Source organism: Bradyrhizobium diazoefficiens (assembly GCF_016612535.1).
GTDB lineage: Bacteria > Pseudomonadota > Alphaproteobacteria > Rhizobiales > Xanthobacteraceae > Bradyrhizobium > Bradyrhizobium diazoefficiens_C.
This window is the reverse complement of the sequence record NZ_JAENXS010000001.1, coordinates 422,736-436,356: the sequence shown is the minus strand read 5'-3', so window position 1 is coordinate 436,356 and position 13,621 is coordinate 422,736. Positions and strand designations below refer to the sequence as shown.

Annotated in this window: 10 protein-coding genes; 4 read left to right on the top strand and 6 right to left on the bottom strand. The window is 62.8% G+C overall.

The features are described from left to right. Position 1 precedes the first annotated feature (1 nt). The 6 genes from JJE66_RS02075 to JJE66_RS02050 are packed head-to-tail and all read right to left on the bottom strand — an operon-like array spanning position 2 to position 7,506. Positions 2 to 814: an HAD family hydrolase gene (locus tag JJE66_RS02075; RefSeq protein ID WP_200512474.1), complete on the bottom strand. Its 813-nt coding sequence runs from the start codon at positions 812 to 814 to the stop codon at positions 2 to 4. Further along, positions 811 to 1,353: a gluconokinase gene (locus tag JJE66_RS02070; protein ID WP_200512473.1), complete on the bottom strand. Its 543-nt coding sequence runs from the start codon at positions 1,351 to 1,353 to the stop codon at positions 811 to 813. Before JJE66_RS02070 ends, JJE66_RS02075 begins: the two co-directional genes overlap by 4 nt. Beyond that, positions 1,340 to 2,089, bottom strand: coding sequence for a 6-phosphogluconolactonase (pgl, locus tag JJE66_RS02065; protein WP_200512472.1), 750 nt, complete (start codon positions 2,087 to 2,089; stop codon positions 1,340 to 1,342). The genes JJE66_RS02070 and pgl overlap by 14 nt, the downstream gene beginning before the upstream one ends. Beyond that, positions 2,089 to 3,600 carry a glucose-6-phosphate dehydrogenase gene (gene zwf / locus JJE66_RS02060; protein WP_200512471.1) on the bottom strand — a complete coding sequence of 504 codons (1,512 nt, stop codon included), beginning with the start codon at positions 3,598 to 3,600 and terminating at the stop codon, positions 2,089 to 2,091. The genes pgl and zwf overlap by 1 nt, the downstream gene beginning before the upstream one ends. 43 nt (positions 3,601 to 3,643) lie before the next feature. Then, on the bottom strand, positions 3,644 to 4,642 hold the full coding sequence (gene gnd, locus JJE66_RS02055; protein WP_200512470.1) for a phosphogluconate dehydrogenase (NAD(+)-dependent, decarboxylating): 999 nt from the start codon (positions 4,640 to 4,642) through the stop codon (positions 3,644 to 3,646). Positions 4,643 to 4,656: 14 nt separating this feature from the next. Next, positions 4,657 to 7,506, bottom strand: coding sequence for a bifunctional transaldolase/phosoglucose isomerase (locus tag JJE66_RS02050; RefSeq protein ID WP_200512469.1), 2,850 nt, complete (start codon positions 7,504 to 7,506; stop codon positions 4,657 to 4,659). 291 nt (positions 7,507 to 7,797) lie between these two features. On the opposite strand from JJE66_RS02050, the gene JJE66_RS02045 reads away from it, so the two are divergent. The 4 genes from JJE66_RS02045 (at position 7,798) to JJE66_RS02030 (ending at position 13,542) form a co-directional block, all read left to right on the top strand. Continuing rightward, positions 7,798 to 8,469 (top strand): STM3941 family protein, encoded by a 672-nt coding sequence (locus JJE66_RS02045; RefSeq protein ID WP_200512468.1) that lies wholly within the window; start codon positions 7,798 to 7,800, stop codon positions 8,467 to 8,469. A gap of 300 nt (positions 8,470 to 8,769) precedes the next feature. Then, on the top strand, positions 8,770 to 10,713 hold the full coding sequence (locus tag JJE66_RS02040) for a PrkA family serine protein kinase (RefSeq protein ID WP_200512467.1): 1,944 nt from the start codon (positions 8,770 to 8,772) through the stop codon (positions 10,711 to 10,713). Positions 10,714 to 10,732: 19 nt separating this feature from the next. After that, entirely contained in the window at positions 10,733 to 12,010 is a 1,278-nt protein-coding gene (locus JJE66_RS02035) for a YeaH/YhbH family protein (protein ID WP_200515243.1), read from the top strand. Further along, complete coding sequence (locus JJE66_RS02030) at positions 12,007 to 13,542, top strand: SpoVR family protein (RefSeq protein WP_200512466.1); 1,536 nt, start codon at positions 12,007 to 12,009, stop codon at positions 13,540 to 13,542. The genes JJE66_RS02035 and JJE66_RS02030 overlap by 4 nt, the downstream gene beginning before the upstream one ends. Positions 13,543 to 13,621 lie beyond the last annotated feature (79 nt).

Here is a 13,621-nt window from a genome sequence, read left to right as displayed (position 1 = left end):
CTTAAGCGACCCCGTTCCGCTTCAAGATCATCTCTATCGCTTCCGCAAACCCGTCCTGCTCGTTGGTCGCGGTGACGTGGGTGGCCAGGTCCTTGACGCTGTCGGTGGCATTGCCCATGGCGATCGAGGTGCCGCTGACGCGGAACATCGCGAGATCATTCTGCATGTCGCCGATGGTGGCGACGGCATCGGTGGAAATGCCGAGGCGCTTGGCCATGGCCTGCACGAACGTGCCCTTGTTGAAGCCGGGCGGGGTGATGTCGAGATAATAGGTCTGCGAGCGGACCGCGGTCGCCTCGCTGCCGAGCGCTTCCTGCATCGCCTTTTCGCAAGCCTCGAGGCCCGCCGCATCGGCGCTGGCGCCGACGATCTTACAGGCGCTCGCAAGATACGGCGAGAAATCGGTCACGATGGTGGGATCGGAGCGGATCGTGTGCTGCTCGTGCGCGACGTAGCTGCCGTTGGGGTTGTCAATCAGCCATTTGTCGGCGGTGAACAGCCAGACGTCGGCGCCGTAGTCGCGGAGGATCTGCAAGGACCGCTCGGCCGCGCTTTTGGGAATCAGATGCTGCTCGACCGGCCTCATCTCGGGGTCGATGATCGAGGAGCCGTTGAACGGGCCGACCGGCAGCCACAGCGCCAGCGGCTCGATCAGGAAGCGCATGCCGATGGCGGGGCGGCTGGAGGTGATGGTGAAGCCGATGCCGGCCTGGTGCAGCCGCTGCACTGCGGACCTCGCGCGTTCGGTCAGCGTCTTGTCCTTGGTCAGCAGCGTGCCGTCGACGTCGGAGACGACCAGTGAGATTTTCGTCATGTGATGGCCTTGCTTGTCCCGCCGTCGATTTTGAGCTGCCGCACGATGCCGTCCACGATCGCCTCGACGGTCTCGTCGATCGAAGCCGTGATGACATGCTCGCTTGCCTCCGGCGGCTCCAGCGTGTTGAACTGGCTGGTCAGGAGCCCGGGCGGCATGAAATGGCCCTTGCGGTGTGCGAGCCGGTCGGCGATCAGCTCTTGCGTGCCCTTCAGGAACACGAAGCGCACGTCATCGCGTCCGCGCAGCAGCACGTCGCGATAGGTGTGCTTCAACGCCGAGCAGGCGATGATGATTTGCTCGCCCTTGTCGCAGGTCCGCGCGATTTCGTCGGCGATGGCGTTGAGCCAGGGCCAGCGGTCCTCGTCGGTGAGCGGGTGGCCGGCCTTCATTTTCGCGACATTGCTGGCGGGGTGAAAGCTGTCGCCGTCCTCGAATCGCCAGCCGAGGCGCTTTCCGAGTAGTTCCGCAATTGTGCTCTTGCCCGAGCCCGATACGCCCATCACGATCAACGCACAAGGTGCTTTAACGCCCGCCACGAATTCCCTCCGGAAGCGCGGCCTGGTCGACCAGCCAGACGGTCTCACCATTCGAGCGCGCGCGTACGGCCGGCAGAGTCTCGCCATTAAGGAGGCGCGTCAAGATCGGTTGCTTGTCGTGGCCCGCAATCTCGAACAGCATTTCGCGGCAGGACGCCAAAGCGGGCAGCGTCAGCGAGATCCGCGGCACGAACGGGGCGACATTGGCCTTGGGCACGCCGACGACCCAGCGCTCGGTCTCATTGATCTCGGGGTAGCCGGGAAACAGCGAAGCGGTGTGGCCGTCCGGGCCCACGCCCATCAGGACCATGTCGAACAGCGGTCGCGCTGGATCGAGGCTTTCGGCGCCGTAGAAGGACTGCAGCTCGCGCGCATAGGCCGCGGCACTGGCATCGGGATTTTCGGCCGCCGTCGGAATCGGATGGATATGGTCGGCGGGCGCGTTGCGGTCGAGAAACGTGGCGCGCGCGACCGCCATGTTGTTGAGGGGATCGCTCTCGGCGACAAAACGCTCGTCGCCAATGAACCAGTGCACGCGATCCCACGGGATCTTGCCGCGCCAGGCGTCGCTGCCGAGCAGCTGATACAGCTTCTTCGGGCTCGATCCGCCGGTGAGGCAGATAGCGATCCGACCGGGATGGGCTGCAATCCGTGCCATCACCCGTTCGGCGGCGGCCTGGGCGAGGGTATCGGCATCGGCGACGACGATCAGCTTGGGCTGGTCGGCGGCGGCCATCACGAAAACTTCCGCCAGCTGCGGCCGTCGCGCCGCAGCAGTTCGTCGGCGCAGGCCGGGCCGTCGCTGCCGGCCTTATAGGTCTCGATGCCGTTGGTGCCCGCGTTCTTCCACGCATCGAGGAACGGCTGCACCGCCTCCCATCCGGCCTCGATGCCGTCGGCGCGCTGGAACAGGATGTTGTCGCCGATCATGCAGTCGTAGATCAGCGTCTCGTAGCCGGTGGAGGGATCGGCGCGGAAATAGTCTCCGTACTTGAACTTCATCTCGACGCCGTCGATGGTGATGCTCGGTCCCGGGATCTTGGCGTTGAACTGAAGCTCGATGGTCTCGGTCGGCGCGATGCCGATGGTGAGGAAGTTTTGCGAGAGACGGTCAACGGTCGTGCCGTTGAACATCGACAGCGGTGCCTGCTTGAACTTGATTGCGACCTCGGTGCGCTTGTGCCCCAGTGCCTTGCCGGTGCGCAAATAGAACGGTACGCCGGCCCACCGCCAATTGTCGATCATCAATTTGAGCGCGACAAAGGTCTCTGTGGTGCTGCCCGCCTTGACGTCCTCGGTCTTGCGGTAGTCCGGGATTTCGTCGTCGCCGATCCGGCCCGCAAGATATTGCGCGCGCACCGAGTTTCTCAGCGCTTCCTCTTCATTGGGTTGCTGGACCGCGGCGAGGACTTCGGCCTTCTCGGAGCGCACGGAGTGCGCGTCGAAACGCGCGGGTGGCTCCATCGCGACCAGCGACATCAACTGGAACAGATGGTTCGGCACCATGTCGCGCAGCGCTCCGGTGGCATCGTAGAAGCCGCCGCGATGGCCGACGCCGAGCTTCTCCTCCACCGTGATCTGGATATGGTCGATGTGGTTGCGATTCCAGATCGGCTCGAACATGCCGTTGGCGAAGCGTAGCACCAGAATGTTCTGCACCGTCTCCTTGCCGAGGTAATGATCAATCCGGTAGATCTGGTGCTCGTCCATAATCTTCAGGAGTTCGGCGTTGAGCGCGCGCGCCGAGGCGAGATCAGTGCCGAACGGCTTTTCGATCACCAGCCGCCGCCAGACGCCGTTCTCCTTCATCATGCCGGTGCGGCCGAGTTCGCGCGCGGTCGGTGCGAACGCAGCGGGCGGGGTCGCCAGATAAAACAGGCGATTGCCGCCGGTGTCCTGCGCACATTCCAGGGTGTCGAGATGCGCGTGCAGTCGGTCGAATGACGGCGGGTCGTTCGCATCGGCTTCGACGAAGCTCACGCGCTCCAGGAGTTTCTTCGCGATATCATCGTCCACGGGACGAGTCGCGAATTCGCGCAGCCCTTTCATCAGACTGTCGCGGAGCTCGTCGTCCGACATGGCGTTGCGGCCCACACCGACGACGCAAAACTTCTCCGGGAGCAAATGTTCTGCGGCAAGATTGTAAAGCGACGGGATCACGAGCCGGTGCGTGAGATCACCGGTGGCACCGAAAATGACGAAGGCGCAATTCTCCGGCTTGCGCTTGGGCTGCTGGTCTTTTGTCACGAATGCTCGACCTTCGCGTTGTTGCTATTACTTGGCTTCGAGGCTACTTCGGTTTCGAAGCGTCCGGCTGCTTCGGCTCCTTGTGGCCGCCGAAACCCGCGCGCATCGCGGAGAGAATTTTTTCGGCGAAGGTGTGTTCCTTGCGGGAACGGAAACGTGCGTACAGCGCCGCGGTCAGGACCTCGGCCGGCACGGCCTCGTCGATCGCCGCATTCACGGTCCAGCGACCTTCGCCGGAATCTTCGACGAAGCCGGAATATTCCGACAGCGTCGGGTTGTCGGCGAGTGCGGTCGAGGTGAGGTCGAGCAGCCAGGACGGGATCACGGAGCCGCGCCGCCAGACTTCGGCGATGTCGGCGAGGTCGAAATTGTAGCGATGGTCCGCCGGCAAGGCCTCGATGTTGGCATTCTTGAGAATGTCGAACCCTTCGGCATAGGCCTGCATCAGGCCGTACTCGATGCCGTTGTGGATCATCTTGACGAAGTGGCCGGCGCCAACGGGGCCGGCATGGATGTAGCCCTGTTCGATGCGGTGATCGCGCCCCTCACGTCCCTCTGTGCGGGGAATGTCGCCGGCACCGGGGGCCAGTGCCGCGAAGATCGGATCGAGCCGGTCGACCACCGGCTTCTCGCCACCGATCATCATGCAATAGCCGCGGTCGAGCCCCCAGACGCCGCCGGAGGTGCCGACGTCGACATAATGGATGCCGCGATCTTTCAAGGCCTTGCCGCGGCGGACGTCGTCCTGCCAGAAGGTGTTGCCACCGTCGATGACGACATCGCCGTCCTGCATCACGCCCGCGATCGTGTCGATCGTCGTCTCGGTGATGCGGCCGGCGGGCAGCATCACCCAAGCCGTCCGCGGCCGCTCTAGTTTTGCGATGAACTCTTCGAGCGTCGCGGAGCCCACTGCGCCGTCCGCGGCCAGGCCGGCGACGGCCTTGGCATCCTTGTCATAGACCACGGTCGAATGGCCGTGGCGCATCAGCCGGCGAACGATGTTGCCGCCCATCCGGCCGAGGCCGATCATGCCGAGTTGCATTTGCGATATCCTCTTTAATTCAGCGCATCCGTGAGAGCGGCATTGAGTGCGGCGAGACCTTTCTTGAGCGGACCCTTCAGGTGCACCCGGAGCGCGCGCCGGCCGCGCTCGGTGAGCACGTCGAAATCGCCGCGGGCCTGCGCCGCCTTGATCACGCCGAAGCTCGCCTTCTGGCCGGGCACGGCCAGGTCCTTGGCATCGTCAGCGGTGATCTGGAGGAACACGCCGCTGTCGGGCCCGCCCTTGTAGGCCTGCCCCGTGGAGTGCAGGAAGCGCGGTCCGAACTCGGCCGCGGTTGCCAGATGCCGCTTCTCGAGCACGGCCGTCCGCATCTGCTGGAGCGCCTCGATCGTGGCCTTGTCGCGCGCGATGTAGCCGAGCAGGGCAAAATAGTCGCCGCGCCGCGAGCGCGTAATATGCGCCTTCAGCCAGGAGCTGAGATCGCCATTGGCGCCCATCGCACGTAATGCGGCGGCGTTGGTGTCGTTGGTGTAGAGGTCGGCCTCCGCGGTACGGACCACGGGCTGTTCCGGCGGCAGCGTGCCGGTCTTCTCGAAGGAAGCAGTGAGCTCGCGGGTCTTGATCTTGGCCGCTTCCACGTCCGGCTGGTCGAACGGGTTGATGCCGAGGATGCTGCCCGCAACCGCCGTCGCCATCTGGAAGCGGAAGAACTCCTGGCCGAGATGGTCGATCGATTTCATGACGATGCGCACCACGGGATGGCCGGCCGCTTCGATTCCGGCAAGCGCCGAATCGTGTGCGGCGTCTGTCTCGCCCTCGGTGCGGATGTCGATGAAGAAGCGGTCGTTGCCGTAGAGCGAGGATTCGCCCAGCGGTTCACCGGCGATCGGGATCAGTCCCTTGCCCTCCTTGCCGGTCGACTCCGCGATCAGCTGCTCGGCCCAGGCGCCGAAATCGGCGATCTTCTTCGACGACAGGATCGTCACCTTGTCGCGGCCTTCGAGGCCGGCAAGGCCCATCGCAAGCCCGAGCTGTACGCCAGGGTTCTCAGCTGGCGGCACGTCCGGTCCGCAGGAGCGCGCCATCGAGAGCGCATGCTTGATGAAGGCCTTGACATCGATGCCGGCGGTTGCCGCCGGCACCAGGCCGAACGGCGACAGCACCGAATAGCGTCCGCCGATCGAAGGCTCGCCATGGAAGATGCGGGCATAGTTCAGCGTCTTCGCCGCCTTCTCCAGCGAGGAGCCCGGATCGGTCACCGCGATGAAGCGGAAGCCGGTCTTGAGCTTCGGGCCGAGCGCCTGCGCGACGCGCTCGTGGAAATAATCCTTCATCGCGTTCGGTTCGGTGGTGCCGCCGGACTTGCTGGAGACGATGAACACGGTATTGGCGATGTCGATCTTGGCCTCCATCGCCCGCACCTGCGCCGGGTCGGTGGAATCCAGCACGTGCAGCTTCGGGAAGCCCGGCTTCCGCGCAAAGGTCTCGGCCAGCACTTCCGGCCCGAGGCTCGATCCGCCCATGCCGAGTACGACGGCATCGGAGAATTTCTGTCCCTTCACGCGGTTGGCATAGTCCTCATAGTCGGCGAGGTCGACCTTGGCCGCGCTGTCGAGCCAGCCGAGCCATTTGTCCTCGTCCATCCCGGTCCAGACCGATTTGTCGCGCTGCCACAGCCTGCGGATCTTTGCAGACGCGCGCCATTCTTCGGTGCTTCTGGCGACCGACTTGCCGAGCCCGTCGCCGAGTGACAATTGCTGGCGGTCGATTGCGGGCCCGAGCACGGTGGCGCGCTTATGAGCGACCGCACCGTACAGCTTGTCGGCGGCATCCGCGAACTGCTTGACGCCGTCCTTGACGAGCTCCTCGGTGATGGCATCGAGCGAGACGCCGGAGCGCTCCAGCTCTTCCAGCAGGCGGCGAGCGTCATCGACATTCTCCTCGAGGCTGTCGCGAAGCTTGCCGTGGTCGCGGAACGCATCGAGGGTTGCCGGCGGCATGGTGTTGATGGTGTCCGGACCGATCAGCTCCTCGACATAGAGGACGTCGCTGTAGTCCTTGTTCTTGGTGCCGGTCGAGGCCCAGAGCATGCGCTGCGGCTTGGCGCCCTTGGCCGCGAGCTTCTCCCAGCGGGGGCCCGAGAACAGCCGTTTGTAATCCTGATAGGCGACCTTGGCATTGGCGATCGCGACCTTGCCCTTCAGCGCGGTGAGGCGCTCCTTCTCGGACGGGTCGTTGGCCCGCGCGATCTTCTCGTCGAGCTGCTTGTCGACCATGGAGTCGATGCGGCTGACGAAGAAGCTGGCGACACTTGCCACATGCGACGGATCGCCGCCGCCGGCGACGTATTTTTCGAGACCGGCGAGATAGGCCTCCGCGACCTCCAGATAAACCGCCTTCGAGAACAGCAGCGTAATGTTGATGCTGATGCCGTCGCCGATCAGCGTTTCGATCGCCGGCAGGCCCTCGGACGTCGCCGGCACCTTCACCATCAAATTCTTGCGGTTGACGTCCTTCCACAGCCGCCGTGCTTCAGCGACCGTGCCGGCGGTGTCCATCGCCAGATAGGGCGAGACTTCGAGGCTGACATAGCCGTCATGACCCCTAAGGCGGTCATAGACCGGGCGGAGCACGTCAGCAGCGTTCTGGATGTCCTCGATCGCGACCGCCTCGAACAAATCCGCCACCGTCCGGTCGCCGCGCTTCAGCGCCTTGCCGATCGGGGCGTCGTATTCGTCCGAGCTGCCGATCGCCTTCTCGAAGATCGAGGGGTTGGAGGTGACCCCCTTGACGCCGTCGGTGTCGATCAGCCGCTTCAGGTCGCCCTTGGCGATGAAGCCGCGGGCGAGGAAGTCCAGCCAGACGGCTTGTCCGTGCTTTTCCAGTTCTTTGACGGGATTCATGATGCTTATTTATCTCCAAGCCTGCGGGCGGAGGGGGTTTCCGCGCCGGTCCTGACGCGCTATCCTCTAGCTAACATGCTCCCGGGAGGGAACCAATCAAGGGTATCGGCGTCATACTCCCAGTGTAACTCCGTCGCGATCATGACGATCCAGGCGGCGGCAGTGGTTTTGCGTAATAAAAATTTCGCCGGCATGGTTCGGCCGAGGTTCTGTTGCGTGAGGTCTATCTGTCGCGTTGCGGAGTGTCGTCAGGGGGAACGATCCGCCTGACGTTCATTGGCTGGGTCGCGAATGGCCATGCTGGGGGAAAGCATGCACGCACGTCTTGATGGTGCTGCCATCACTGATGACAGGCAACCGAGCGCGTCGGCCGTCTGCATCGATGCATCCCATGATCTCGAAATCGGTCCATGCGTCATGCGTCTGCGGCTGCTGGTCGCGGCGGGCTTCGCGATGACGCTGCTCAGCGCTAGCCTTGCTTTCAAGTCAAGCCTTGCCTTCAAGTCGGGCCTTGCTTTCGACTGGTGGGGCGACATCGGCGCCTACGATACGACGATGGGCTATCTCGGCGTGGCGCTGTTCGGCCCTCTCACCTGCTGGCTGATCTGGATGCTTCCGACAGAGCGCGGGCCGGTCGTGATCCTCACCCCCTACGGCATCCGCGATCTGCGGATCGGCAATGAATTTCTGCCGTGGGACTCCATTGCGGATGTTTCGGCCGAGGAAGGCCCGGGACACAAGGTGATCGTGCTGACGCCGACACCCGCCCTGCAGCGACAGCTCTCCTGTATCCGGGCCGACGCGCAGAACGATCGGATTGTTATCCGTTCGGAGGGTTTGGCGACCGATTTTGACACACTGCTGAGTGCCTGCCGCGACTGTCATGCTGCAAGCAACCAAGCCGCTGCATTGCAGCAGGAAGATGAACGCGGCACGCAAGGCATCGCCCTGCAAGCGTCATAAGTTTGCCGCTCGCAAATCGTCATGTTGCGGTGCCGGAGGGGCTCTTCCCCCGGTATTGCCCGGATGTGGCGAGCGAGTGACAATTTCTGGAAATGAGCGAAGATGGATATAGATTCGCACAAATTACAGGCAAGTGCCTGTTCGTAATTCACCGAGTGCCTACCTTGTGCGTTGCGTCACGTCTGCACCCGGGTGTCCAATGATCGTCATGTGCTCACGCTGATTCGAAAAGCGGCCTGAGGAACGGTCCAGTAACTGCTTTCGTTTCAGCTTGTAGCGGAACTCACGCGGAGAGGGATCATGTACAACGATTCTCTATTCAACGCTTTCGCTCGGTCGTTCGAGGCGAGAAGCCAGCACGACATGTCGATGGCGGAATATCTGGAATCGTGTCGAAGCGATCCCATGAAATACGCGAATGCGGCCGAACGATTACTGGCGGCGATCGGTGAGCCCCAGACGATCGACACGGCCAAGGACCCACGCCTTGGCCGTATTTTTTTGAATCGCACGATCCGGACTTATCCGGCCTTTGCCGGCTTCTACGGCATGGAAGAAACCATCGAGCGCATCGTCGGGTTCTTCCGCCACGCCGCGCAGGGCCTGGAGGAGCGCAAGCAGATCCTCTATCTGCTCGGGCCCGTCGGCGGCGGCAAATCCTCGCTCGCCGAGCGGCTGAAGTCGCTGATGGAAGTGCAGCCGATCTACGTGCTCAAAGCCGGCGACGAACTCTCGCCCGTGTTCGAGAGCCCGCTCAGCCTGTTCGATCCCGATCATCTCGGGCCGATGCTGGAAGAGAAGTACGGCATTCCGCGCCGGCGCCTCACCGGCCTGATGAGCCCGTGGTGCTACAAGCGACTCGAGGCTTTCGGCGGCGACATCTCGCAATTCCGCGTCGCCAAGATCCAGCCGTCGCGGCTGCGCCAGATCGCTGTCTCCAAGACCGAGCCGGGTGACGAGAACAACCAGGACATCTCGTCGCTGGTCGGCAAGGTCGATATCCGCAAGCTCGAGACCTACGCGCAGAACGATCCCGACGCCTACAGCTATTCGGGCGGCCTCAACCGCGCCAACCAGGGCATCCTTGAATTCGTCGAGATGTTCAAGGCGCCGATCAAGATGCTGCACCCGCTGCTGACCGCAACGCAGGAAGGCAACTACATCGGCACCGAGAATATCGGCGCGATCCCGTTCACCGGCGTCATCCTCGCGCACTCCAACGAGGCGGAGTGGGCGAGCTTCAAGGCCAACAAGAACAACGAGGCCTTCATCGATCGCATCTGCGTGATCAAGGTGCCCTACTGTCTGCGGATCACCGAAGAGCAGAAGATCTACGAGAAGCTGATCCAGGGCTCCGAGCTCGCGGCCGCTCCCTGCGCACCCTCGACCTTGGAGACCCTGGCGCGGTTCTCGGTGATGTCGCGCCTGCGCAAGCACGAGAACTCCACTATCTTCGCCAAGATGCGGGTTTACGACGGCGAGAGCCTGAAGGAATCCGATCCAAAGGCGCGCAGCGTCCAGGAATATCGCGATGCCGCCGGCGTCGACGAGGGCATGGACGGCGTCTCCACTCGCTTTGCCTTCAAGATCATGGCCGCGACCTTCAACCACGACCCGCAGGAGATCGCCGCCGACGCCGTGCACCTGATGTACGCGCTGGAGCAGTCGATCAAGCGCGAGCAGCTGCCCGAGGAAGTCGAGAAGCGCTATCTCGAATTCATCAAGGCCGACCTGGCACCGCGCTATGCCGAATTCATCGGCAACGAGATCCAGAAGGCCTATCTGGAATCCTACTCGGATTACGGCCAGAATCTGTTCGACCGCTACGTTGACTATGCCGATGCATGGATCGAGGACCAGGACTTCAAGGATCCCGACACCGGCCAGCTGCTTGATCGCGAACTCTTGAACCAGGAATTGACAAAAATCGAGAAGCCGGCGGGCATCGCCAACCCCAAGGACTTCCGCAACGAGGTGGTCAAATTCTCGTTACGGTCTCGGGCCCAGAACGGTGGCAAGAATCCGACCTGGACTTCCTACGAGAAGATTCGCGATGTGATCGAAAAGCGGATATTCTCTCAGGTCGAGGACCTGCTTCCGGTCATCTCGTTCGGGTCGAAGAAGGACGGCGAGACGGAGAAGAAGCACGGCGAGTTCGTCGCACGCATGGTGGAGCGCGGCTACACTGAGCGTCAGGTTCGCCGACTGGTCGAATGGTACATGCGCGTGAAGCAAGCCGGTTGAGGCGGATGAGAAAGTGGCCATTCACATTATTGACAGGCGCCTGAATCCAGGCGGCAAGAGTCTTGAGAACCGCCAGCGGTTCTTGCGTCGGGCCAAATCCCTGGTGCAGGGCGCCGTCAAGAAGACCTCGCAGGAACGCGACATCAAGGACGTCCTGGAGGGTGGTGAGGTCACGATCCCGCTCGACGGTATGCACGAGCCGCGGTTTCGCCGTGAAGGCGGAACACGCGACATGGTGCTGCCCGGCAACAAGAAGTTCATCGAGGGCGACTATCTCCAGCGCTCCGGCCAGGGCAGCGCCAAGGATTCCGGTCCGGGCGAGGGCGACAGCGAAGACGCGTTCCGCTTCGTGCTCAGTCGCGATGAATTCGTCGATCTCTTCCTCGACGATCTCGAACTGCCCGATCTCGCCAAGCGCAAGATCGCCCAGACCGAGAGCGAAGGCATTCAGCGCGCCGGCTACACCACGTCGGGCTCGCCATCCAACATCTCGGTGAGCCGGACGGTCCGGCTGGCGCTGGCGCGCCGGATCGCGCTCAAGCGTCCGCGCAAGGACGAGATCGAAGAGCTGGAAGCCGCAATCGCCGCATGCACGGACGAGGACGAACGCTTGGTGCTTCTCGCCCAGCTCGAAAAGCTGAAGGCGAAGTCCAAGCGCATCCCCTTCATCGATCCGCTCGACATCCGCTACCGCCGCTTCCAGACGGTGCCGAAGCCGGTGGCGCAGGCCGTGATGTTCTGCCTGATGGACGTCTCCGGTTCGATGTCCGAGCACATGAAGGATCTGGCAAAACGCTTCTACATGTTGCTCTACGTGTTCCTGAAGCGGCGGTACAAGCATGTCGAAATCGTGTTCATCCGCCATACCGACCGCGCCGAGGAGGTGGACGAACAGACCTTCTTCTACGGCCCGGCCTCCGGCGGCACGCTGGTCTCCAGCGCGCTGCAGGCGATGCACGAGATCGTGCGCGAGCGCTTCAGCCCGGCGGACTGGAACATCTATGCCGCTCAGGCCTCCGACGGCGACAATTCCTATTCCGACGGCGAGCTTACCGGCCTGCTGCTGACCGAAAAGATTTTGCCGGTCTGCCAGTTCTTTGCCTATCTCGAGGTTGGGGAGGCAGGCGGCAGCGCCTTCGATCTCTCCGATTCCTCGCTCTGGACCCTCTACGAGCGCCTGCGCAACAGCGGCGCACCGCTCTCGATGCGCAAGGTCAGCGAACGCAGCGAGATCTTTCCGGTGTTCCACGATCTGTTCCAGCGCCGCGACACCACCCAGGAGAAAGCCGCTCCATGACGGAACGCTTGTTCGAAGGCGCCGATTGGGATTTCCACACCTTGCAGCGCATCACCGATGCCTGCGAGGAAGTGGCGCTGAAGGATCTCGGGCTCGACGTCTATCCGAATCAGATCGAGGTCATTACCGCCGAGCAGATGCTGGATGCCTATTCGTCCGTCGGCATGCCGCTGTTCTACAAGCACTGGTCGTTCGGCAAGCACTTCGCGTATCACGAGGCATCCTACCGCAAGGGCCTGATGGGGCTCGCCTATGAGATCGTGATCAACTCCTCGCCGTGCATCTCGTACCTCATGGAGGAGAACACGGCGACGATGCAGACGCTGGTGATCGCGCACGCCGCCTTCGGCCACAACCATTTCTTCAAGAACAATTATCTATTCAAGCAGTGGACCGATGCGGACGGCATTCTGGACTACCTGGATTTCGCCAAGAAGTACGTCGTGCAATGCGAGGAGCGCTACGGCCGCACCGAGGTCGAGCGCACGCTGGATGCTGCGCATGCGCTGATGTCGCACGGCATCGACCGCTATCCCGGCAAGAAGAAGCTGGATCTGCGCGAGGAAGAGAAGCGGGCAGGGCGCCGCCGCCAGCATGAAGAGGAAGTCTTCAACGATCTCTGGCGCACCGTGCCCAAGGGCGCGTCGAAGACCCGCTCCGCGATCTCCCTCGAACGGCGCCGCAAGCTGCTCGGCCTGCCGCAGGAAAACCTGCTCTACTTCCTGGAGAAGAGCGCACCAAGACTGGCGCCCTGGCAGCGCGAGCTCTTGCGCATCGTCCGCCACATCGCGCAATATTTCTATCCGCAGAGCCAGACCAAGGTGATGAACGAGGGGACGGCGACCTACGTCCACTATCGCATCATGACCAAGCTGCACCAGCAGGGGCGCATCAGCGACGGCAATTTCCTCGAATTCCTGGGCTCGCACACCAACGTGGTGTTCCAGCCCGAATTCGACGACCAGCGTTTCTCGGGCTTCAATCCCTATGCGCTCGGCTTCGCCATGATGCAGGACATCGAGCGCATCGTCACCAATCCGGAAGACGAGGACCGCGAGTGGTTTCCGGATATCGCCGGCAAGAACGACGTGATGGGCGTGCTGCGAGACGTCTGGGCGAACTACCGCGATGAAAGTTTCATCGCCCAGTTCCTGAGCCCGAAATTGATGCGGCACTTCCGCATGTTCCATCTGCACGACGATCCCGAGGAGCGCGCCGGCATCCGTGTCGATGCCATCCACGACGAGCGCGGCTTCCGTCGCGTGCGGCGCGAACTGGCGCGGCAGCACGATGTCGGCTACATCGACGCCAATATCGAGGTGGTCGATGTCGACCTCTCCGGCGACCGCCGGCTGATCCTGCATCACCGCGTCATCAAGGGTTCGCAGCTCAACGAGACCGATGCCAAGCGCGTGCTCCAGCATCTGGCCGATCTATGGACTTATGACGTCGCGCTGATCGAGGTCGACGCCAACGACAAGGTCTTGCGCGAATACGTCGTCAGCCCGCGTCCGATCACGGCGGCGGCGTAACACCGCTGACTGTGCGGAACGGCGAGATGCATGTCGATATGCCCTCGCCCCTTGTGGGAGAGGGCAGCGACGCCGGTAG